Origin of the sequence: Mediterraneibacter glycyrrhizinilyticus (genome assembly GCF_015560805.1) — a bacterium.
Classification (GTDB): Bacteria; Bacillota; Clostridia; order Lachnospirales; family Lachnospiraceae; genus Schaedlerella; species Schaedlerella glycyrrhizinilytica_A.
In genome coordinates this window covers 1-22,909 of the sequence record NZ_JADMSO010000002.1, presented here as the reverse complement: position 1 = coordinate 22,909, position 22,909 = coordinate 1, and the positions used below count along the sequence as shown (strand labels likewise).

General features: G+C 45.3%; 24 protein-coding genes and 3 pseudogenes. 5 read left to right on the top strand and 22 right to left on the bottom strand.

From position 1 onward, the window contains the following. The first annotated feature begins 47 nt into the window (after positions 1-47). A complete protein-coding gene (gene sigK / locus I2H87_RS02175; RefSeq protein WP_009267888.1) occupies positions 48-665 on the top strand; it encodes an RNA polymerase sporulation sigma factor SigK in 618 nt (205 codons plus the stop codon). A 7-nt stretch (positions 666-672) separates the two neighbouring features. On the opposite strand, the gene I2H87_RS02170 is transcribed toward sigK, so the two are convergent. The 10 genes from I2H87_RS02170 to mtaB form a co-directional block, all read right to left on the bottom strand. Further along, the gene (locus I2H87_RS02170; RefSeq protein ID WP_022152443.1) at positions 673-2,001 is read right to left on the bottom strand and encodes a Na+/H+ antiporter NhaC family protein; all 1,329 of its coding nucleotides are present in this window, start codon (positions 1,999-2,001) and stop codon (positions 673-675) included. Between the two features lie 134 nt (positions 2,002-2,135). Then, positions 2,136-2,486 (bottom strand): PqqD family protein, encoded by a 351-nt coding sequence (locus I2H87_RS02165; protein ID WP_022152444.1) that lies wholly within the window; start codon positions 2,484-2,486, stop codon positions 2,136-2,138. A 2-nt stretch (positions 2,487-2,488) separates the two neighbouring features. Further along, positions 2,489-4,405 (bottom strand): OPT family oligopeptide transporter, encoded by a 1,917-nt coding sequence (locus I2H87_RS02160; protein WP_022152445.1) that lies wholly within the window; start codon positions 4,403-4,405, stop codon positions 2,489-2,491. 112 nt (positions 4,406-4,517) lie between these two features. Next, the gene (locus tag I2H87_RS02155) at positions 4,518-5,765 is read right to left on the bottom strand and encodes a peptidase U32 family protein (protein ID WP_009267892.1); all 1,248 of its coding nucleotides are present in this window, start codon (positions 5,763-5,765) and stop codon (positions 4,518-4,520) included. Next, positions 5,762-6,454 carry an O-methyltransferase gene (locus I2H87_RS02150; RefSeq protein WP_009267893.1) on the bottom strand — a complete coding sequence of 231 codons (693 nt, stop codon included), beginning with the start codon at positions 6,452-6,454 and terminating at the stop codon, positions 5,762-5,764. The genes I2H87_RS02155 and I2H87_RS02150 overlap by 4 nt, the downstream gene beginning before the upstream one ends. Positions 6,455-6,456: 2 nt before the next feature. Next, positions 6,457-8,121 (bottom strand): ribonuclease J, encoded by a 1,665-nt coding sequence (locus I2H87_RS02145; protein WP_044954909.1) that lies wholly within the window; start codon positions 8,119-8,121, stop codon positions 6,457-6,459. 20 nt (positions 8,122-8,141) lie between these two features. Continuing rightward, a complete protein-coding gene (locus I2H87_RS02140) occupies positions 8,142-8,402 on the bottom strand; it encodes a DUF1292 domain-containing protein (RefSeq protein ID WP_054703177.1) in 261 nt (86 codons plus the stop codon). A gap of 55 nt (positions 8,403-8,457) precedes the next feature. Then, entirely contained in the window at positions 8,458-8,874 is a 417-nt protein-coding gene (gene ruvX, locus I2H87_RS02135) for a Holliday junction resolvase RuvX (RefSeq protein WP_009267896.1), read from the bottom strand. A gap of 7 nt (positions 8,875-8,881) precedes the next feature. Next, complete coding sequence (locus I2H87_RS02130; RefSeq protein ID WP_009267897.1) at positions 8,882-9,145, bottom strand: IreB family regulatory phosphoprotein; 264 nt, start codon at positions 9,143-9,145, stop codon at positions 8,882-8,884. Between the two features lie 85 nt (positions 9,146-9,230). Continuing rightward, positions 9,231-10,526 carry a tRNA (N(6)-L-threonylcarbamoyladenosine(37)-C(2))-methylthiotransferase MtaB gene (gene mtaB, locus I2H87_RS02125; protein WP_195609230.1) on the bottom strand — a complete coding sequence of 432 codons (1,296 nt, stop codon included), beginning with the start codon at positions 10,524-10,526 and terminating at the stop codon, positions 9,231-9,233. A 122-nt stretch (positions 10,527-10,648) separates the two neighbouring features. On the opposite strand from mtaB, the gene I2H87_RS02120 reads away from it, so the two are divergent. Further along, a complete protein-coding gene (locus tag I2H87_RS02120; protein WP_009267899.1) occupies positions 10,649-10,882 on the top strand; it encodes an HPr family phosphocarrier protein in 234 nt (77 codons plus the stop codon). 152 nt (positions 10,883-11,034) lie between these two features. Here the strand turns inward: I2H87_RS02120 and thiI are convergent, their stop codons facing one another. The 12 genes and pseudogenes from thiI to I2H87_RS02065 form a co-directional block, all read right to left on the bottom strand. After that, positions 11,035-12,216 carry a tRNA uracil 4-sulfurtransferase ThiI gene (gene thiI / locus I2H87_RS02115; RefSeq protein WP_009267900.1) on the bottom strand — a complete coding sequence of 394 codons (1,182 nt, stop codon included), beginning with the start codon at positions 12,214-12,216 and terminating at the stop codon, positions 11,035-11,037. A 25-nt stretch (positions 12,217-12,241) separates the two neighbouring features. After that, positions 12,242-13,399 (bottom strand): cysteine desulfurase family protein, encoded by a 1,158-nt coding sequence (locus I2H87_RS02110; protein WP_195609229.1) that lies wholly within the window; start codon positions 13,397-13,399, stop codon positions 12,242-12,244. Between the two features lie 59 nt (positions 13,400-13,458). Then, positions 13,459-14,193, bottom strand: coding sequence for a 16S rRNA (uracil(1498)-N(3))-methyltransferase (locus I2H87_RS02105; protein ID WP_195609228.1), 735 nt, complete (start codon positions 14,191-14,193; stop codon positions 13,459-13,461). Positions 14,194-14,273: 80 nt separating this feature from the next. After that, entirely contained in the window at positions 14,274-15,239 is a 966-nt protein-coding gene (gene prmA / locus I2H87_RS02100) for a 50S ribosomal protein L11 methyltransferase (RefSeq protein ID WP_022150932.1), read from the bottom strand. 48 nt (positions 15,240-15,287) lie between these two features. Next, on the bottom strand, positions 15,288-15,854 hold the full coding sequence (moaC, locus tag I2H87_RS02095) for a cyclic pyranopterin monophosphate synthase MoaC (RefSeq protein WP_009267904.1): 567 nt from the start codon (positions 15,852-15,854) through the stop codon (positions 15,288-15,290). 119 nt (positions 15,855-15,973) lie between these two features. Beyond that, complete coding sequence (locus I2H87_RS02090) at positions 15,974-17,305, bottom strand: alanine/glycine:cation symporter family protein (protein WP_456299353.1); 1,332 nt, start codon at positions 17,303-17,305, stop codon at positions 15,974-15,976. Positions 17,306-17,353: 48 nt separating this feature from the next. Further along, positions 17,354-17,740, bottom strand: a pseudogene (locus tag I2H87_RS14070) (GNAT family N-acetyltransferase); the annotation flags it as partial. A 63-nt stretch (positions 17,741-17,803) separates the two neighbouring features. After that, positions 17,804-18,238: pseudogene (locus I2H87_RS14065) on the bottom strand (GNAT family N-acetyltransferase); the annotation flags it as partial. Positions 18,239-18,241: 3 nt separating this feature from the next. Next, a complete protein-coding gene (locus tag I2H87_RS02080; RefSeq protein ID WP_195609226.1) occupies positions 18,242-18,718 on the bottom strand; it encodes a GNAT family N-acetyltransferase in 477 nt (158 codons plus the stop codon). Continuing rightward, positions 18,705-19,223: a methylated-DNA--[protein]-cysteine S-methyltransferase gene (locus tag I2H87_RS02075; protein ID WP_195609225.1), complete on the bottom strand. Its 519-nt coding sequence runs from the start codon at positions 19,221-19,223 to the stop codon at positions 18,705-18,707. Before I2H87_RS02075 ends, I2H87_RS02080 begins: the two co-directional genes overlap by 14 nt. Beyond that, complete coding sequence (locus I2H87_RS02070) at positions 19,210-20,178, bottom strand: virulence RhuM family protein (protein ID WP_195609224.1); 969 nt, start codon at positions 20,176-20,178, stop codon at positions 19,210-19,212. The genes I2H87_RS02075 and I2H87_RS02070 overlap by 14 nt, the downstream gene beginning before the upstream one ends. A 333-nt stretch (positions 20,179-20,511) precedes the next feature. After that, positions 20,512-21,237, bottom strand: a complete 726-nt coding sequence (locus I2H87_RS02065; RefSeq protein WP_022150926.1) for a helix-turn-helix transcriptional regulator — start codon at positions 21,235-21,237, stop codon at positions 20,512-20,514. Between the two features lie 281 nt (positions 21,238-21,518). Between I2H87_RS02065 and I2H87_RS02060 the strand changes: the two genes are divergently transcribed. The 3 genes and pseudogenes from I2H87_RS02060 to I2H87_RS02050 form a co-directional block, all read left to right on the top strand. Next, positions 21,519-22,106, top strand: coding sequence for a helix-turn-helix domain-containing protein (locus tag I2H87_RS02060; protein ID WP_022150925.1), 588 nt, complete (start codon positions 21,519-21,521; stop codon positions 22,104-22,106). Positions 22,107-22,231: 125 nt separating this feature from the next. Next, the gene (locus I2H87_RS02055; RefSeq protein WP_009267911.1) at positions 22,232-22,399 is read left to right on the top strand and encodes a hypothetical protein; all 168 of its coding nucleotides are present in this window, start codon (positions 22,232-22,234) and stop codon (positions 22,397-22,399) included. 201 nt (positions 22,400-22,600) lie between these two features. After that, a pseudogene (locus I2H87_RS02050) lies at positions 22,601-22,831 on the top strand (transposase); the annotation flags it as partial. Between the last annotated feature and the right edge of the window lie 78 nt (positions 22,832-22,909).

Below are 22,909 nucleotides of genomic sequence, written 5' to 3'. Positions count from 1 at the left end.
CTGTCCTCCTCACATAGACTATACCAAATGTGCTAAGAGGTGCCATCTTGAAATCTTTTCCAAATCCACTGACCCCCTCGGAAGAAAAACAATATATCCAGCAGTACACGGAGGGAGACCTGCACGCAAAACACATCCTCATCGAACACAATCTACGGCTCGTCGCACATGTTGTCAAAAAATATCAATATCTGGATGAAGATCCGGAAGACCTGATCTCGATCGGAACGATCGGTCTGATCAAAGCAGTCGTTACATTCAATGCAGACAAAGGAAACCGCCTGGCCGCTTATGCATCGAAATGTATCGAAAATGAGATCCTGATGTACTTACGTTCCAAAAAGAAATCCAATAAAGAAGTCTCCCTCTACGAACCGATCGGTACCGACCGTGAGGGAAATGAGATCAAACTTTACGACATCATCGAGACCGATGAAGAAGACGTTTCCGAAAAAATATATCTCCGGGAAAATATTCAGAAATTATATGAAAAAGTGGAGAGTGAACTTTCCGACAGAGAGCGTCTTGTTCTGAAAATGCGCTACGGACTTTACAGCGGAGAAGAATACACACAACGGGAGATTGCCAGACAACTCGGCATCTCCCGCTCTTATGTATCGCGTATTGAAAAAAGTGCAGTTGAAAAACTCCGGAAAGTATTCTGATGATTTTCTAATGTTTTTGTTCCGGCGCACTGTTTTTCTGCGGCAGCACAAAGATAAAGATCAGAGAGCTGACCAATAAAAGTCCCGGATAAAACAGATTCGGAATGATCTGAAATGCGGAAACTTCATGTCCCAGTTCCGCTGCCGCGGAAATCGCAACAAGCATCTGCGCACCGTAAGGGATCACCCCCTGTGATATACAGGAAAAGGTATCCAAAAGCGATGCCGCTTTTCTGGATGTGATCCCATATTCCTTTGACATTTCCTTTGCGATCGGATTTGCCATTACGATCGCCACTGTATTGTTCGCCGTTGCAATATCCATCGCACCGACAAGCAGTCCCATACCGAGCTGACCGCCCCGCTTCCCTTTGAATACTCTGCGGATCGCGGACAGCAGCGCTTCAAATCCGCCGTACTCGCGGATCAGCGCACACATCGCAGCCACAAGGATCGCAACCATGGAAGTTTCAAACATTCCCGCTGCGCCGGATCCCATATTTGCCAGAAGATCTGTCGGCGCTGTCTGCCCTGTGCCGAGCATGATCGCCGCCCCGGATATGATTCCGATCAGGAGAACGACAAACACGTTGATCCCCGCAATTCCTCCGATCAGGACAAGAACGTACGGCACGATCTGGATCAGATTATAAGATTCCACAACCGCTCCGTCAAGCTGTGTGCGGAATGAAAGCACCAAAATCAATATCACGGTCGCAAGCGCCGCCGGCAGCGCGATTCCGAAATTCTCCCGGAATTTATCTTTCATAGCACATCCCTGTCCGTTACAGGCTGCGATCGTCGTATCGGAAATAAAAGAAAGGTTATCCCCAAACATCGCTCCTCCCATTACCGAACCGATACAAAGCGGCAGATCAAAACCGGATGCCGTTGAGACCGCAACCGCGATCGGCGTCAGAAGCGTGATCGTTCCGACAGACGTCCCCATTGCCGTCGATACAAAACAAGCCACAACAAACAAGACAACAACGGCAAATCTGGTCGGGATCAGTCCCAGCATAAAATATGCCACACTCTCCGCACTGCTCCGTCCTACGACGCCGACAAATGTTCCCGCTGTCAGGAAGATCAGCAGCATCGTGATGATATTCTTGTCTGCCAGTCCCTGTGCCATCAGTTCCAGCTTTTCATCAAATTTTACATTGCGGTTCTGCAGACACGCGACAAGAATCGCCGCAAGAAATGCAATGATGATCGGAATATTGTAAAATCCCATCGGGATTTTCAGCACATACTCAAATAAGATCCCAAGTCCCAGATATAAAACCAGAAAGACACCGATCGGCAGAAGTGCGATTGGATTACTTTTTTTCATAAGCAAATCCCCCTTTTCTCTCGTATTGTAATATGATATTGTGTCAATCGATAGCGACAGTGTACACTGATGCTGTCGTTTTATTAAAATATTATTTTCAAAAAGAGCTGAAGCCTTACGGCTCCAGCCCATTTTTACTGCCATTTCAGAAAATGATAACTGTCTAAAATCTGAAAAAACTTCGCCAGTCTCGGATAAAGCGGTTCTGCCTCTTCCCCAAACTGCTCTTTTACCAATTCTCCAAGCTCGATAATATTTTTCTTGCCATCCAAAAGCGGCCATACAAAACTGCCGGTCGCATCCAGATGAACGTGTGTGACTTTTGGCTTGTGAAACAGCTTCTGTGCAATCCGGTTCATCACTCCGGTATTCTCGATATCCAGAGTCACAATTCCCTTTTCATCCGTGCTCCACCCGATCTCTTCCGGGCGCATCGGAATCTTTTCCAGATAATTTGCTGAAATCACATTATCTTTTTTCTTCATGATTATTTACTCTCTTTTCTCTTTTTCCAAACAGAGAATTTCAGAACGATCAGAATAAGCAGAGCAAATACTCCAAGGCTTGCAACGTTAGCAACTGCCGGCGCCAGATTCAGCTTTCCGGACAGGTTGATCACCTGATCGATTCCGCCGATCGCGAACAGAGCAAGTAAGATACCTACAAGACCCTCTCCTGCGATCATACCTGAACAGAACAGAACACCGTCGTTAACGATAGCATCTTTGTTTGCTTTCTTAGCGCTGTATTTTTCAACACCAAGACGAACCAGTCCACCAACCATGATACAAGCGTTGAGCTGTACCGGAAGATATACACCGATTGCAAACGGAAGTACCGGGATTCCAAGGATCTCGATCACAATTGCAAGGAATACTCCTGTAAATACAAGTGCCCATGGAAGATTTCCATCCATAACACCTTCGATGATCATCTTCATCAGCATTGCCTGAGGCGCTCCAAGTTCTTCTGAACCGAATCCCCATGCAGCATCTAACAGATACAGTACTCCACCGATAGCAAATGCGGCAGCAACAACACCAAGAACCTCTCCGATCTGCTGTTTCTTCGGTGTTGAACCAAGCAGATAACCGGTCTTCAGATCCTGTGAAGTATCACCTGCGATCGCTGCTACGATACAGATGATAGAACCGATCGCGATAGCGCCCTGCATACCGTGTGCTCCAACGTCTCCTGTCAGTTTCAGGATGATCGTTGCAAACAAAAGTGTTGCGATCGCCATACCGGATACCGGGTTGTTAGAGCTTCCTACAAGACCTACCATTCTGGAAGATACTGTTGCAAAGAAGAATCCGAAGATCACAACGATGATCGCTCCAACCAGTGTTACCGGGATAGCCGGTACAAGCCATACAAGCAGTGTCAGAATAAGAATTGCGATCAAAATAAATTTCATGCTCAGATCCTGTGCTGTACGCTCGTTGCTGTCGCTTCCAACTCCGCCTTTCATGCTCTTCATGGCATCGCGGAATGTGCGTACGATCAGCGGAAGAGACTTGATCAGACTGATGATACCACCAGCAGCAAGTGCTCCTGCACCGATATATTTGATGTAGTTAGACCAGATCGCGCTTGCACCGCCTGTTGCGAACAATTCTCCGATCGGAACTGTTCCCGGATACAGTGTCAGTTCAGAACCGAACAGCACGATCAACGGAATCAATACAAGCCAGCTGATACATCCGCCGGCGAACATGTAGGAAGAAATCTTCGGTCCGCAGATATAACCTACTGACATAACAGCCGGATAAATCTGAGTTCCGATCTCTCCTGCAAAACCTTTTACGCGGAAACTCACTTCACTCGGAACAAGTTTCAGACCGTCGATCACAAACTTGAATGCTGCCGCGATTCCGAGACCTGCAAATACAGTCGATGCATTTGCTCCGCCCTCTTCTCCTGCCAGAAGTACTTCTGCACATGCAGTTCCCTCCGGATACGGAAGTGTTCCGTGCTCTTTTACGATCAGAGCATTACGGAGCGGTACCATGAAGAATACTCCGAGAAGACCACCAAGTAAAGCGATGATCGTAATTTCAAAAATTCCCGGTTTGTCCATCTTACCTTCTGCTGCCCACAAGAAAAGTGCCGGCAGAGTGAAGATCGCTCCTGCAGCCAGAGATTCTCCTGCAGAACCGATCGTCTGTACTATGTTACTTTCCAAAATAGAGTTTTTGCGCATGATCACACGGATCACACCCATGGAGATAACGGCTGCCGGAATAGATGCAGATACCGTCATACCGACGCGCAACCCAAGATACGCGTTTGCCGCGCCAAATACCACTGCAAGGATGATACCCATTACGATTGACGTTACTGTCAACTCTGGAGTAACCTTTTCAGCCGGGATATATGGCTTAAATTCTTTTTCGTTGTTCATATCCTCTCTCCTTTTCATTAGTCACAACATGTGATATTATACCGAAAAATTTGAAATTATGCAATAGAACTTAGCGATTTAATCTGATAAACTGCTAAATTTTTGATGTTTTTTATTCTTTTCTTTCCGCCCGTCTCAGAATATCATATTTTTCTGCCTTTCCCTCCAGATCGACATACAGCACCTGCTTCGAATGCGGCGCACTCTCCTGCTCTTCCCCTTCTTCGTTCAGAATCCGGCGCACGACCACTTCTATGTCGCTTCCGTCGGGCTTCATGATCTCGATGGTCTCTCCCACCGAGAATTTATTCCGCTGTTCGATCCGGCACAAACCGTCCTTTACTTCTCCGACAATCCCAAGATATGTATATTCTTTCACATAAGTGTTGCTGTCATAGATCTGTGTGTTCTCATCCGGCTTTCCAAAGAAAAATCCAGTTGTAAACTGTCGGTAAGTGCAGTTGGATATCTGATCCAGATACCATGGCATATTTTTTTCGTAAAGCTTCGGATCCTGCCGGTAATCATCCAATGCCCTCCGGTATGTTCTCGCCACCGTCGCCACATAAAGCGCAGTCTTCATCCTGCCCTCGATCTTCAAGCTGTCGATCCCGGCGTCGATCAGCTCCGGAATATGTTCGATCATGCAAAGATCTTTCGAGTTAAAAATGTAAGTTCCCCGCTCATTTTCATACACCGGCATATACTCGCCCGGTCTGGTCTCCTCGACCACCGCATATTTCCACCGGCACGGATGTGTACATGCTCCGCGGTTGGCGTCACGCCCGGTAAAATAATTACTCAAAAGACACCGTCCCGAATAAGAAATGCACATGGCTCCGTGGATGAACGTCTCGATTTCCAGATCTTGCGGAATATTCGCACGGAGTTCTCTTAACTCTTCCATCGACAGTTCTCTTGCCGATACGACTCTGCTCGCCCCCTGCCGATACCAGAAGTTATATGTACCGTAATTCGTATTGTTCGCCTGCGTGCTGATGTGACGCTCGATCTCCGGGCACACCTCTTTTGCGATCTCGAACACCCCGGGATCGGCAATGATCAGAGCATCCGGCTTGATCTCTTTCAATTCTTCAAAATAGGTTCTGACCCCCTCCAGATCATCATTGTGGGCAAGGATATTTGCCGTCACATAGACTTTCACACCATACTCGTGTGCAAATGCGATCCCCTCTTTCATATCATCCATCGAGAAATTCTTCGCTTTTGCACGCAGCCCGAATGCTTCTCCTCCGATATATACCGCATCCGCACCAAAGATCACCGCGGTTTTCAGCACTTCCAGACTGCTCGCCGGAATCAGCAGTTCCGGATGTCTTCTCTGCTTTGCTTCACTCATATCTGTTTCCTTTCCTGTATATTTTCCTGAATATTTTTCTTTCCTTTTTCTGCTTTCACACTCAGCGCCACGCCGTCTCCAAGCGGAACGATGGATGTTTCCAGCAGCTCATTGTGTTTCAGTTCGTATAAATATTCCCGCATCCTTGCATGGATCGTACGATCCCGGCGTTCCACACAAAACCGGGATTCGATGATGCTCCCGTCCTGCATCACATTGTCCGAGACCAAAAGTCCTCCCGGCACAAGAAGTCTTAATACATCCGGAAGAAAATGGATATACTGTCCCTTTGCCGCATCCATAAAGATAAAATCATACGGTTCGTCCAATGTCTTCAGCACATCCTGCGCATCCCCCTCAAGCAAGGTGATCTGCGCTTCCTTTCCTGCCCGGCGGAAGTTTTCCCTTGCTATGGGAATCCTCTTCTCATAATTTTCAATTGTTGTGATCACTGCGCTCTCCGGCAGATATTCACTCATCAATAACGCAGAGAAACCTACGGCAGTTCCGACTTCCAGAACGCGCATAGGTCTCTTCACAAGTAAGAGCACCTTTAAGAAGCTCTGCATCTCTTTCCGAATGATCGGAACTCGGGCATCCAGAGCTTCTCTCTCGATGTTCTCTAATATTCGACTGTTCTCTGTCTCCATAGAATTGATGAATGTCACAATACGTTCATCTACTATCATAATCACACATCCATAATAATCGGGATAATCATCGGTCTTCTCTTCGTCTTTTTCCAAATGAAATCATTCATCGTATCGCGGATCGTCAGTTTGATCTTATTCCAATCGGAATGACGGTTGGAAAGACATTTTTCCAGACTTTCGGAAACGGCATTTCTCGCTTCCTCCATCAGACCCTCAGACTCCCTCACATATACAAACCCTCGTGAAACAATATCCGGTCCGGCAAGCAGGCGGTTGCTTCCGCGCTCCAACGTCAGCACAACGATAATGATCCCGTCTTCCGCCAGATGCTGCCGGTCTCGCAGGACGATATTTCCGACGTCTCCGACTCCGAGACCATCCACAAGGATCGCCCCGGTATGCACCTTATCTGTCACTCTTGCAGACTCCTCATCCATCTCCAGTACGTCTCCCGACTGCAGGATAAAGATATTCTCATTCGGGATTCCAAGATTCCGCGCGATCTCTGAATTTGCTTTCAGATGACGGTATTCACCGTGAACAGGAACCGCATACTTCGGTTTCACCAGCGAATAGATCAGTTTTAACTCTTCCTGACAGGCATGTCCGGATACATGAGCGTCCTGAAAGATCACGTTCGCACCTTTTGCCGACAGCTCATTGATCACCTTGGAAACGGATTTTTCATTTCCCGGGATCGGGTTGGAGCTGAAAATGATCGTGTCGTTCGGCTGGATCGTCACTTTTCGGTGCACATCCGCCGCCATGCGCGACAACGCTGCCATAGACTCTCCCTGACTTCCGGTTGTGATCAGGACCATCTTCTCCGGCGGATAATTTTTCATCTCATCGATCTCGATCAACGTATGCTCCGGCACGTTCAGATAGCCAAGCTCCGACGCCGTAGAGATGATATTGACCATGCTCCGTCCTTCCACGACTACTTTTCTTCCATATTTGTAGGCAGAGTTGATGATCTGCTGCACACGGTCCACATTGGAAGCGAACGTAGCGATAATGATACGCGTGTTCTGATGTTCCGCAAAAATATGATCAAATGTGATTCCAACCGTCCGCTCAGACTGGGTAAATCCTTTCCGCTCCGCGTTGGTGCTGTCAGACATCAATGCCAGCACGCCTTTTTTTCCGATCTCCGCAAAACGCTGCAGATCGATCGCGTCCCCAAACACCGGCGTGTAATCCACCTTAAAGTCTCCGGTATGCACAACAATACCTGCCGGGGAATAGATCGCAAGTGCAGACGCATCCTGGATACTATGGTTTGTCTTGATAAATTCGATCCGGAACTTGCCCAGATTGATCGACTGTCCGTGACGGACTACCTTTCTTCTCGTACTGCGCAGCAGATTGTGCTCTTTCAGCTTATTCTCAATAATCCCCATCGTCAGCTTCGTCGTATAGATCGGAAGATTGATCTCTTTGAGCACATACGGCAACGCACCGATATGATCCTCATGTCCGTGAGTGATCACAAATCCTTTCACCTTGTCGATATTATCTTTCAAATAAGTCACATCCGGGATCACCAGATCGATACCCAGCATGTCGTCCTCCGGGAATGCCAATCCGCAGTCCACCACAATAATACTGTCTTCATATTCAAAGGCAGTAATATTCATTCCAATCTGCTCCAGACCTCCCAGCGGTATGATCCGAAGCTTTCCGTTATTCTGTTTTTTCACAAACATTTACACCTCCGTTCTTACATTTCAATATCTACATCTTCCAGCAACTCTTCAAAAAGCTTCGACACTGCCAGAAGTTCGGTATCATCCTCTACGACCTCGTAGATACTCTCTCCGTCTTCTTTCGACACCGTCTCTTTTAAAATCAGACATTCCGCGTCGTCTTCCTGTGAGTCTGTTACCAATATGTATACAGAGCCATTGAGCTTCGTCTGTTCCAGCACAAAAAACTCAACAGATTCTCCGGCATCTTCAAATGTAAATTTGATTTTTTCCATCTATATGCTCCCTTTGCGGCATCTATACTTGCCGCTCTCTATTTTGCCTTGTTATTTACAGTGAATCCAGATACCCCTGAAGAATAAAAACCGCCGCAATCTTATCGATATACTGCTTCCGGTTCTCTCTTCTTACCTTACTTTCGATCAGCGTACGCTCCGCCGCAACCGTCGTCAAACGTTCGTCCCACATCACAACTTCCAATCCGGTCCGTCTTTTGAGCATCTCGCCAAATTCCAGTGCTTTCTCCGCACGTTCCCCGATATCATTATTCATGTGCTTCGGAAATCCAAGCACAATCTTCTCCACGTCGTATTCTTTTATCAATTCTTCTATACGGGCGCAAGTCCGGCGCAGCTTGTTCTCTTCTTTGCGCTCGATCGTCTCGATCCCCTGCGCAGTGATCTTCAAAGCATCGCTGATCGCCACTCCGACCGTCTTTGTCCCGTAATCCAGTCCCATGATCCTCATAATCTGATCATTCCCATGAATTATGCTGAATATACGCTTTCAGCAATTCTTCTACCAATTCATCGCGCTCTACTTTCATCACAAGACTTCGCGCGCCGTTGTAACTTGTAATATAAGTCGGATCTCCGGACATGATATATCCGACGATCTGATTGACCGGATTGTATCCTTTTTCTTTCAGTGCCTTGAACACGATCTCCAGAATATCTTTCGCGGAAATCTGCGGTCCCGGTTCAACCTGGAAGAACTGTGTATTGCTTAAATCACTCATGCTTTTCCCTCCGTTTTCCTTTCATTTCTTGCGTCAATCTCTATAAAATCACTACACTTTATTCTAATATAAAGCGATTTAAAATTCAATGAATAATTTGTAAATCCTTGCCTACCGTGCCTTTTACGATCCGGTTCTGCAGGTTCTCTTCCGAGGAAACCGCCACTTTGATATATTCTTTCGTGTGTCCGATCCAGACTTCTTTTCCACCGATTTCCGCGGTCTCTTCTATGAGAACTTCCACTTCTCTCCCTGTATATTTCCGTTCATATTCATTCTGTTTTTCATGTCCGAGACCGATCAGCACTGCGCTGCGTTTCGCTTTGATCTGCTCCGGAACCTGATCTTTCATCACAGCGGCGCGGGTCCCCTCCCTGCGGGAATATTTGAATATATGCGTCTCATAAAAACTCACTCGCTCCACAAATGCCCGTGACGCTTCGAATTCCTCTTCCGTCTCTCCCGGGAATCCGACGATCACATCCGTCGTCAGCGCCGGCTCCTGAAAATATTTCCGCAGAAGCGTACATTTTTCATAATATTCTTCGCTGTTGTAACGACGGTTCATCCGCTTCAATGTCTCATCGCATCCGCTTTGCAGGGACAGATGAAAATGAGGACATACTTTCGGCAACTCAGACAAACTGCGTGCAAATTCTTCAGTGATGATACGTGGCTCCAGTGATCCAAGACGGATCCGTTCGATCCCCTCAACAGCATGCACCGCGCGGATCAGTTCCAGAAGCCCGATCTCCTCGTCGAGATCGATCCCGTAAGAACTCAGGTGGATTCCGGTCAGTACGACTTCGCGATATCCATTTGCCGCAAGATGACGCACTTCCTCCACTACGCTCTCCGGACGGCGGCTGCGCACCCGCCCTCTCGCATAAGGAATAATGCAGTAGGAGCAAAACTGGTTGCATCCATCCTGCACTTTGATATATGCCCGCGTATGTTCTCCGGTCTTCGTCAGATGCAGCTCCTCATATTCATGTGTATGATTGATATCGATCATTTCTTTTTTTACATCTGAATGCTGCGCCTCATATTCTGTCAAAATAGACAGCAGATCCTGTTTCTTGTTATTTCCGATCACGATATCGATACATGGATCGATATCCTCTTTTGCTTCCTGCGCCTGCACATAACAGCCTGCCGCCACAACGACCGCCTCCGGATTCATCTTCCGGGCGCGGTGCAGCATCTGTCTTGATTTGCGGTCTGCGATATTTGTCACGGTGCAGGTATTGATGATATAGATATCTGCGCCCTCCTGAAACGGCACGATCTCGTACCCCGCGCCCTCCAGCATTTCCTGCATGGCTTCGGTCTCGTATGCGTTTACCTTGCATCCAAGATTATGCAGTGCAACTTTTTTCATTTTTGTAACTCTCCTTTTATATTTTTTCCAGTCTCTTCCTTGACTTTTACGAACTGATTTCGTAGAATAAACATAGGGTGCAAAAAGCCCCTGACTGACAAAGAACAAGGAGGACTACCGTAATGAAAACTGTTCAGATTTCGTTAAACTCAATCGACAAAGTAAAATCATTCGTAAATGAAATTACCAAATATGACAATGACTTTGATTTAGTATCCGGAAGATATGTGATCGATGCCAAATCAATCATGGGCATCTTCAGCCTGGATCTTTCCAAGCCGATCGACCTCAACATTCATGCTGACGGTGATCTTGACAGCATTCTCGCTGCTCTTGATCCATACATTATCAAGTAAGATCCGACCGATCTTTCCATCAGATGATATTCAGGCTGTCTCATTTCGAGACAGCCTGTTTTTTGTATAGGCTACGAGCCAAAGTCCGGGCTTGCCCCAGACCTTGGCGACTGCTTACAATCCCGGAATGTGCCTTTTGGCACTTCCGGTGATTATTTGACTTTGATGATCTCTACTGTGTCGATCGCCTGCTGCACCAGTTCGTCGATCTTCTCCGAAAGATTCAGTTCCGACTTCTCGATCCGTTCCAGATTCGGTTTTGTCACCGGATGTTTCGCAACAAAGATCGTACAACAATCCTCAAACGGCTGTATCGACGTCTCATACGTATCGATCTTTTCGGAAATCTCCACGATCTCCCGTTTATCAAATCCGATCAAAGGACGGTATACCGGCAGCGTACAAACTGCGTTGGTCGCCGCCAGGCTCTGCATCGTCTGGCTTGCAACCTGTCCGATACTCTCTCCCGTGATCATACCAAGACAGCCGTCTTTTTTCGCAAAATGCTCTGCGATCTTCATCATATAACGGCGCATGATGATCGTCAGCTCCTCGTGCGGACATTTCTCATAAATGTAAAGCTGAATATCCGTAAAGTTCACAACGTGCAGCTTGATCGGTCCCGCATACTTGGAAACCAGTTTTGCCAGATCCACAACTTTTTCTTTTGCACGCTCGCTTGTATACGGCGGTGCATGAAAATAAGTCGCTTCCAGTTCCACGCCACGTTTGGAAACCATATATCCGGCAACCGGGCTGTCAATCCCGCCGGAAAGAAGCAGCATCGCGCTTCCGTTCGTTCCGACCGGCATGCCGCCCGGTCCCGGAATGATCTCGGAATAGAGGTAAATCTCTTCCCGAACCTCCACATTCAACCGGATGTCCGGATGATGCACATCCACTTTCATCTCCGGATAAGTCTCAAGGATCACTTCTCCGAGATCACAGTTGATTTCCATGGAAGTCTTCGGATAAGATTTCCTGCTCCGTCTCGCCTCCACTTTGAATGTTTTATTTTTATCCGGGTACATTTCCCCGATATATGCAGCAACATCTTTTTTCAACTGTTCAAATCCACGATCTTCCAGACGTACGACCGGGCAGATACCGACGATACCAAACACCCGCTTCAGACTCTCAACGGTCTCTTCATAGTCGTAATCTCCGTCGCAGTCTACATAAACTCTTCCATAAGATTTGTGTACATAAAAGGAACCGTCCACATCTTTCAGCGCAAACCGCATCTGACGTACAAGTGCATCTTCGAACAGATACCGGTTCTTTCCTTTGATTCCGATCTCACCGTACTTTATCAAAAATGAATGAAATTTCATAATCTTCTTGTCTCCTTTGCCGCTTTTATCTGCGTGTATATTTACGAAGCATCGGTACACAATTATATAGTGTTTCCAATGTATAGTCAATTTCTTCTTTCGTCGTAAACTCCGACATACTGAACCGAAGTGTTGCGTCCAGATATTCCTGCGCGGCTCCGATCCCTTTCAGCACACCGCTGATCGCCGGATGATTGGATGCGCATGCCGAGCCGGAAGATACATAGATCCCTTTCTCTTCCAATGTGTGGAGAAGCACCTCGCTTCGGATTCCTGCGATCCCCGCACTGATGATGTGCGGCGCGCTTCCCTCGTCCGTCAGACCATGGATCACGGTACGGTCTATTTTCTTCAGTCCCTCGATAAAATATGCTTTTAACTCCCGCATCAGCGCCACTTTCATGTCCAGATCTTTGTAGATCATCTCCGACGCCAGTCCCAATCCCGCGATTCCCGGGACATTTTCTGTTCCGGAGCGGATATTTTTCTGCTGTTCTCCGCCGTACACGATCGGAGTGATCTTCACTTTTTCTCCGATATAGAGAAAACCGATCCCTTTCGGTCCGTGGATCTTATGCCCGCTGGCGGAGAGCAGGTCGATCCCCATACGCTTCGGATAAATGCGGTATTTTCCATATCCCTGTACTGCATCCGAATGAAAAATGATCTGCGGATCGTAAGCTTTGACCATCTGCACCGCTTCCTCGATCGGCTGTACCGTTCCCACTTCGTTGTTGACATACATCACAGAAACCAGGATCGTATCCTCACACAGCGCTTCTTTCAATGCGTCAAGCCGGATTCTTCCCGCCGCGTCAACCGGAAGATATGTGACACGGAATCCCTCTTCCTCCTCCAGATGACGCATCGTATTCAAAATAGCCGGATGTTCGATCGAGGAAGTGATCAGATGATTTCCTCTCCTTTTATTTGCCCGCGCCACACCGATCAGAGCCAGATTATCGCTTTCCGTACCGCCGGACGTAAAAAAGATTTCTTTCGCATTAACTTTCAGATTTTTTGCGATCGTTTCTTTTGCGTCTTTTACATAATGCTCCGCCTCCACGCCTTTCCGGTGCATCGAAGACGGGTTCCCATAATCCCGGCACATCACTTTATACACAAGCTCACCGACTTCCGGATATGCCCTCGTTGTCGCCGAGTTATCTAAATAAACTTCCATTCCTATCCTTCCTTTACATTTCTTCTCATTTCTTCCTGATATTATAAAGTATGAATCCGTTATTCCAGATGATACATCAGGATCGAGAGTACCGCTATTCCCGCCGTCTCCGTCCGCAGGATCCGCTTCCCGAGCGTGATCGGCACTGCGCCCGTCTCCTGTGCTTTTTGCACTTCCGCTTCCTCAAATCCGCCCTCCGGTCCGATAAAAATCCCCACCGACTGTCCCTGCCGGATTTCTCTGATCACACGTCTTGTCTTTGCCATTCCCTGCGCATCCTCATAAGGCATCAAGATCAGATCCAGATCCGCCGCATACGCAAGCGCGTCTTCCAATGTCATCACATTTTTCACGACCGGTATCACATCACGCCCCGACTGCTTTGCCGCTCCCTCTGCGATCGCATTCCAGCGTACGGTCTTCTTTGCCGCCTTTTTTTCATCCAACTTTACAACCGCACGGTGCGTGGCAACCGGGATCACCTCATACACGCCAAGCTCCACCGCTTTCTGAACGATCAACTCCATCTTATCTGATTTCGGAAGTCCTTGGAATAAATACAGCCGGGATCCCAATTCATTCTGCGATCGCTGTATCTCTACGATCCGGAAGCATGCCTGTTCTTCTTCAAACGTTTCCAGCTCGCAAAGATAATTCTTCCCGTTCTGATCGCTGATCTGCACTTGTTCTCCCACTCTCATACGAAGCACATTTTTCATATGATTGACGTCCGATCCCTCTATAAAAATCTTACCATCCCGTACCTGCGACGGATCCGTAAAAAAATGATGCATGCCCTCTCTCCTTATAACGTCCTGCTTATCCTGTCATTTTCTATACTGCCGAATGCTTTCATTCTCTGCACTTCCCGAACTCAAGCCCGTTTTCTCGCTGTCACGGAAACCCATTCTCCCTGATAAGTGACTTCCAGCACTTCCAGTCCTGCCTTTTTCACAGCTTCCACAACAGTTTCTTCTTTATCGTCAATGATACCGCTTGTAATGTAAACTCCGCCCGGTTTCAGCTGATTGACGATCACCGGCGTCAGTTCTACAAGAACCGGAGCAAGAATATTTGCCGCTACAATGTCATATTCTTCAATTCCGACTTTTTTCTGGATCTCTTCGTCATCGATAATATTACCGATCATCACCTCGTACTGATCTTTTGCGATTCCGTTCACTTCCATATTCTCATGCGTCGCATCGATGGCACATGGATCCAGATCCGTTCCGACCGAATAAGCCGCGCCGAACTTCAGCGCCAGCATTCCCAAAATTCCACTGCCGCATCCCACATCCAGGATCTTCGTCTCCGGCGTAACATGTTTGCGGATCTGACGGATGCAGAGCTGTGTCGTCTCGTGCATTCCCGTACCGAACGCAGTTCCCGGATCGATATGGATCACCATCTTGTCACTGTCCTCCGGCTTCACTTCTTCCCAGGACGGAATGATCAGAATGTCATCAACATAGAACTGATGAAAATACTGCTTCCAGTTATTCACCCAGTCAATGTCCTCTGTCTGTGATTCTTCGATCGTACATTCTCCAAGATCCATAAATTCCGACATCTCTTCCAATTCTCTTTTTACATTGGCAAGCAGTTCGTCCATCTCTGACTTGTCCATCTCCGAATCCAAATAGAAACTCAAATATGCAATTCCGTCATCCGCTTCCGTCTCCGGCAGGATATCTACAAACATCTGCTCTTTATCCGCAGCGGTCAGCGGGATCTTATCCTCGATCTGTACCCCCTCTACTCCAAGATCTGCCAGCATGCTGCTGACAATATCTTCCGCCTCTGTTGTTGTTTTTAAACGAAATCTATTCCATTTCATAGTCACTTTTTCCTTTCTTTTTATCTTTTTAAATTTCTCCCTCTTTTTTTACCAAAGATGAAGATCTTTCGCATCCCAGTCCGTCTTGCTTTTCTTCCCATTTCCTGCCGGCTCTTCCGAAATCGAAATCTGCTGCAGCGGCTTTTCATTACGCACGTCTCCGCTCTTTCCGCCGGTCTTTCTGCAAAGATAGATCTCCCCGATCTCCATCGACTTGTCCAGCGCTTTACACATATCATACACCGTCAGAAGCGCTACGCTCACTCCGGCCAGCGCCTCCATCTCCACCCCGGTCTTTCCGGTCACTTTCACGGTACAATAACAATATACCGCACATTCTTCCGGTTCCATCTGAAAACGGATCCGGCAGTTAGTGATCGGAAGGATATGGCACATCGGAATCAGATCCGCCGTCCGCTTCGCCCCCATAATGCCGGCAGTCGTCGCAACAGACAGAACATCTCCTTTTCCTACCTTTCCCGCCTCGATCGCATCGTATACTGTCCGGCTCACGGTGATCTTTCCGGCTGCGGTCGCCTCCCGTACAGTATCCTGCTTATCCGTAACATCCACCATCCGCGCCTTTCCATTTTCATCAAAATGTGTCAGTTCCATGGTTTTTCTCTTCCTCTTTTCCGTACTTTTCTTCATCAATCTTTCTATATTATAGGGGGTAAGCGATAATTTTACAATCTTTTTTCCTCTGGAATTCCATCCTGACCGCCTGATGTTTCCTATTCTTTCCACTCCACATATCGTTTCAACATCCAAAGGCAGAACACATTCGGAAGCACCATCAATGAATTAAACAGATCCGACATTTCCCATACCGCTTCTAAAGGGAGGATCGTCCCGATCAGCACGGATCCGATATATAAGATCCGGTACAGACGGATTCCCCGCCCTTTTCCGAGATACTCCACCGCCCGCTCTCCGTAATAACTCCATCCGATGATCGTAGCAAATGCAAACAGTACAAGCGACACTGACAGCATCTCACTTCCGCGAAACGGAAGATTTTCAAATGCCAGAAAGCACAACCTGTCATCTGCCGCCTGCAAATAGCGCGCAGGTTCTTTGATCATACATCCGATGATCGCGATCCCCGTAACCGCGCACATCACAACAGTATCCCAGAACACGCCGGTCATTGACACAAGGCTCTGTCGGTATGCTGATTTCGTCTGTGCCGCAGCCGCCGAGATCGGAATGGAGCCAAGTCCGGCTTCGCTCGTAAACAATCCGCGCGCAACACCGATCCTCAGCCCCGTCATCACAGTGACACCTGCCACTCCTCCTGCTGCCGAACGGGCTGAAAATGCCGAAGTCACAATGAGACGGATTGTTTCCAGAAAGACGTCCCTGTTCTTCCACACAAGAAACAGACAGCCTCCCAGAAAAAAACAGCTCATAAACGGAACCAGCCATGTACAGACTTTCGTGATCTTATCTACACCTCCTAAGATCACGATTCCCACCAGACCTCCCAATAAGATTCCGATCACTTTTGGATCTATCGTCCAATGTTCGTTCACTGCCGCTGCGATCGAATGAGACTGGACGCTGCTTCCCATCCCAAACGAGACGAGCACAACTGCCAGCGCGAACACAATCGCCGCGCTTTTTTGATGAAGCGCATGCTCCATCACATACATCGGTCCTCCAGTATAAGATCCATCTGTCTTTTGCACCCGGAAACGTACTGACAAATAACACTCCGCATAGCAGGTTGCGATTCCTAAGACACCTGTGATCCAGCACCAGAAAATCGCTCCCGGTCCTCCAATCGCGATCGCCGTGGAAATCCCGATGATATTTCCGGTTCCAATCGTCGCCGCCAACGCTGTCGCGAGCGCTGAAAATGGAGAGATTCCGCCGGTTCCCGCTTCCTTTTCCGGCAAAACGCTCCATCGGATTCCAAGTGGAAGTTTCCGCTGGATAAAATGCAGCTTTACCGTAAAATACATATGTGTTCCCAAAAGCAGCAACAACATCGGAATTCCCCATAAAAATTTCTGTACGGACTGCATCAATAAAAAAAGTGTTCTCATAGTTACACCGATCATTTATCGTCAGTCTATACTTATGAGAACTCTTTTCATTTCATCACCAAATCACACGTTCCATGTCATTGTATATTCTTTCTCTTTGGTTGGAATTTCTATCTGCTCCGATTCGATCTTAAAGCCCTCCCGCATATAAAACTGCACTGCCCGCCGGTTTTTTTGATAAACGGACAGCGTCAACTTCTTTTTCCGTCCTTTCACATGATCCAGCATAAACTTCCCGATCCCTTTTGACCTCGCCGTACTTTTCACAAAAATCCCCTCAATGTAATCTCCCTCCGACCGATCGTACAGTCCGATAAATCCGGCGATCTGTTCCGTACTCTTATCGATACAAACATAAATTTCCGCATGGGGAAGCATTTCTTTTACCGCCTCATAATTCTTTTCCCAATAGGACGCTTCGATAAACGAATGCGCCTGAAGATTGCTCTCAAGCCAGATCTGCATCACTTCCTCCAGATCCGTATCTCGGAACTTCCGAATCTGATAAAACGGTCTGCACATATAGATCATATCTTTCAGTTGGATTCCATTTTCATAGATTGGATGATCATAATGCTCTGTAAAAAAATCTTTGATCCGATGAGAATAAGTAAATCCACACTTTTCATAAAAGGGAACTGTCAGAGCACTTTCTCCTGTACCAACCTGTAAACTCGAAAAATCAGCATTACATTCTTTCTCAAGAAATAAAATTAATTCTTTCCCGTACCCTTTCCTTTGAAATCCCGGAACTGTTGCAAGATTTTTAATTTCCAAAATCCCATTCCCCTCATCTGTCACGACACATTCACTTTTTACACCGTCATCTTCCAACACATACATTTTTCCGCGTTCCAGGTAACGATCGACCATATCCTCCTGCTCATCTGCAAGCAGCAACAACGGTAAATATTGTTTTTTATTCTCCTTTACTTCTCTGATCTTCATCTGCTATTCCTTTTCCATCACATAATTTATCAACAAAACACCCTGCCGGGTTACCTGTTGTTCTTTCACAACCCGGTATCCCCGCTTTTCAAAGAACGGGCGCGCCGTGATCGACGCATGTGTTATGATCTTTTTCGAGACATTTTTTCCCGCAATCTTTTGTTCCAGCCATTTTCTCTCCAGACGATCACAGATTGCCGATGCGATCCCTCTTCTCTGGTATTTTGCGTGGACATACAACCTGTCCAAATATCCGGTATCATCCATATCGCCGAAGCCAACAATCTGCCCGTCTTCTACTGCTACAACCGTATCATGTTCGCAAAATGAACGATCCCATTTTTCGAGATCCACTTTTCCCGTCGCCCACACATCCAACTGTTCTTTTGTATAATCTTTCGCATTGACTGTATGAACCGTGTGATAAAATAATTCTGCAATTTCCTTACAATCTGTACTTTGATATTCACGAATTTCCATCTTTATGCCATCCCTCTGCCTTTTCAATCTCCAGTAATTTTATCTTCTTGTCAATTCCGCCTGCATATCCGGTCAAGCTTCCGTTTGCCCCGATGACTCTGTGACACGGCACGATCACAGAAACTGGATTATGCCCGACAGCTCCTCCCACAGCCTGTGCGGACATCGTCCGCATCCCTCTTTTGAAAGCGATCTGTCTGGCAATTTCTCCGTAAGTCATCGTTTTTCCATAAGGAATCGTACAGAGTATCTCCCATACTTCCATCTGAAACTTTGTTCCGACCAGATGGAGCGGAATCGAAATATCCGGTTTCTTTGCTGAAAAATAGACATCAAACCACTTTTTTACATCCGCAAACAACGGAATCTCTTTCTCTTCATATGCTTCATCCAAACAACGGGCAAAATATTTCTGCTCATCGAACCATACACCGGTCAGCCCGATCTCGTCCGCCGACAACAACATTTTTCCAAGTGGAGAATCGTAATAGCTAATATACTGCATAACATACCTCACTTTCCGTCCGCACAAAAGATTTTGCAATTGCCGCAGTAACTTTCCCTTTGTTTTGCAGAACTTCTGCATCGTTAAATTGTAGAAACGCATCCAGTTTTGAAGCCCAATCTGACATTGTCATGGGAATATGCCGTCTTGCCTGCCTTGTAGCATAATCCAAATACATCGTAACAATCTCGTTTAACTCTTGTGTTTCATCAATGGATAAATAATTTTTTGCAATGGATACATCCGCTTTGACAATTTTCCCATCGGGCGCATTACGCCATGAAGTTAAGCCCATATGCTCTTTCGTATGATCTGCTCTTGCTACAATAACCTCCGCTGCAGTATTTCCATGAACTGCATAATGCATTTTATTCTGTACTGTCGCAAAAAACTCTTTCGTGATTTGACTATCAAGAGAATAATCAACTGCAGTTGCATAAATATCCGTGATCTTTTGATAGAAGCGGCGTTCGCTTGCTCGAATCTCCTGTATTTCAGAAATCAAATGTTCAAAATAATCTTCATCAAACAGCTGACCGTTAATCAGTCTACTCTTATCCAAAACATATCCCTGCTTAGTAAAGGTATCCAACACTTTTGTTGCCCACTGCCGAAACTGAGTTGCTCTTTCCGAATTGACTCGATATCCAACTGCAATTATGGCAGCCAACGAATAGAACTTATATTGATAAGTTTTTCCATTATCCGCAACTTGTGCAAAATTTGCACAAGTTGAATCCTCAGATAATTCGCAACTTTCATAAATATTTTTCAAGTGTTTTGTGACAACACTTCTGTCTACCTCGAAAAGCTGATCAATCGCTTTTTGTGTCAACCATACATCATGATCCTGCACACGAACTTCAATGCCATCTTCATGAGCATCCTTTGTAAATATAAGAAAATCAACCGTGCTGTTGCGAATCTGCTTTTTTGTATCTTTGTTCTCAGTCATTATGTATCCCTCAAATCATTCTTTCATTGAATCCTTTATTTTTATATTTCTCGTATCAACCTGCTTCTTAACCAAGATCGTAGCCACAGTAGCTTGATTTTATGTTTTTCATTATACGATTTCTTGCCTGTGGAATCAATCTTTAGCCTAAGCTAAAACTTTAAAATCTCTGAAAGGAGAATTTAACCTCCCCTGTCAGAACAACTGACCTACGACGTATACAGCCTAGATCAAATTGCCGATACTGTACAGGAATCGCTTGATTCCGAATGATATTTCCTCAGAACAGAGAAAAGGCTTCTTCTTTCGCACACAAAGAAGAAGCCTCGTTTACTATTCGTATACGTCCTCGAAAATTATTTCTCCCTCTGTCAGGATCTCACGAATCGTCACATTTGTCTCACATAATTCTCTTTCCTGCTCTTTTCCTAACGTATATTCATATGCACCCTGTTCATCCCTGACCGAAAGCGTATGTTCCGGTTTGCCGTCTTCTTTTCCCTCACTCCACCGTATTTGGATATTCTTTCCATCCTCGATCGTATAATAATCCAAAACCATATTATGGAAATGCAGTGTAAAATCAAAATATTCCGGCATGGACTGATTCGGCAATGTGAAATAACTGTCCTGACCGCTCATCTTCTTATAATATCCCAATTGCTCATCAAACTGAAACCCATTGCTTTCCACACCTGCTTCAAACTTCGCTTCCAATGAGTTTTTCGTATTGTGCCAGACAATCCCCCAACCGGTCAAGCCGAGCAGCAACAAGATTAAAGTCATACTCAAACCTAACATGATATTTTTCTTAAATCTTTTGCTGAACTTTATTTCCTTATTCAATTTTTTTACCATCTTCGTATCCTCCTTAAGCATAACGTCCAGGGAGATATGAAATTCTTCACTCATAAAAATCAGAGTCTCCAAATCCGGATAATTCTTTTCTTTCTCCCAATTTGATACCGTCTGTCGTGTAACATGAAAAATTCGTGCAAAGTCTTCTTGTGTCATATTCCTTTCTTTTCGTATCTCTGTGATCGTCTGTCCTAATCTCATATGTACCTCCTTTCAGTATCCATTATGCTCGAAGATTTTTCTAATAGCCAGCAAGTCTGCCTTACAGTGTGCCGTCTCCTGCGCAAGTATTATTTACATGCACGGATTCCGCATATTCTACAAAATTTTCTTGTAACTTAAATATGAAACCGAGTATAATTAGTTGGAAAATCCTATTTTAATTTATGTAAAACTATTTTAACAATGAAAAAAGGGCAATGTCAAAGGCTTTTGACAGACAAAACCGCTATATTCAGATACAATAAAGGAGAAGATTCAAGATGGATATTGGATTACAAATCAAGAAATTCAGAGAACAACAAAAAATTTCTCAAGAAGAGCTGGCTCTTAAAGTATTTGTTTCAAGACAAACAATTTCTAACTGGGAAACAAATAAAAGTTGTCCGGATGTTAAAAGTTTGATTACTTTATCTAATATCTTCAATGTGTCTTTAGATGATTTTATAAAAGAAGATATAAAGGAGATGCGGAAGATTGTAGAAAAAGAAGCAACTAAAAAGTTTCATATGATAAGTATGGTTTTTCTTATGGAGTTGATCGTCGTAGCCGTAAGTGCCTATCCTTTATTTAGTATTAAGGGAAATATAGGAATTGTTATCTGGTTATGCTTGTTCACAATAACACTCTATACGGCAAGTAAAATTGAAAAATTCAAAAAGGTCTATGACATTCAAACTTATAAAGAAATTCTAGCGTTTATTGACGGAAAACAATTAACACATGATGAAACACAACAAGAACTAGGAAAAAGAAATTACCAGAAAATCATATTTGCACTCATTACAGGTGTAATCACACTTATTATATGTTTTATTGTAATTTCTATTTTTCAGTATTCAACAAATTAAAAGAGAGGAATGATATAATCATGGAATTTTGGCTTATTATGATCGTCTTTATAGCTATGGGCGGAAGTTGTTCATTAGCAGGTACTTGGTGGGATAAAAAGAAGAAGAAATAGGAGGGAGCTAAAATGTTCAATTTAGTCTATAAATCAGTTGTTGTAGAATGTTCTACCGGTGTAGAAGATTTAGCAAAAGCTATCGAGAAAAAATCAGAGGAAATGCTGAATAAAGGATATAAATTAGTAACTATGTCTATGGTCGGAACAAATAAAGCTATATTAGTCTTCAAGATTTAGGTCACTGATAAATTCTGACACAATGAAATATCTACACACAAAGCAGTCCATATTGACCCACTTTAGCAAAAGAAAGGAGACACCATGTTCATGAACTGCTCTCCGTCAAGAGGACAATGGAGAATGTGAAACTTTTTCTGTAAATAATGTTTTAGAAGGTCTTCTATGGTAAAATATTTTATCATAAGGAGGCCTTTTATTATGGCAAGAGAAAAGAAACCTGTACACAAAGTACAAATGACAGAAGGAAAACGTAACATCATTCATCAACTCTTGGAAGAATACGATATCCAATCAGCAGAAGATATCCAGGATGCTCTGAAAGATCTTCTTGGTGGAACCATCAAAGAGATGATGGAAGCGGAAATGGATGACCACTTGGGATATGAAAAACCAGAACGTTCTGATAGCGATGATTATCGCAATGGTTATATGATGTTAGAATATAAATAGTACAAAATAAACATGACCATTTTCAATAAATAGTATATGATAGTCATAGATCAAGGA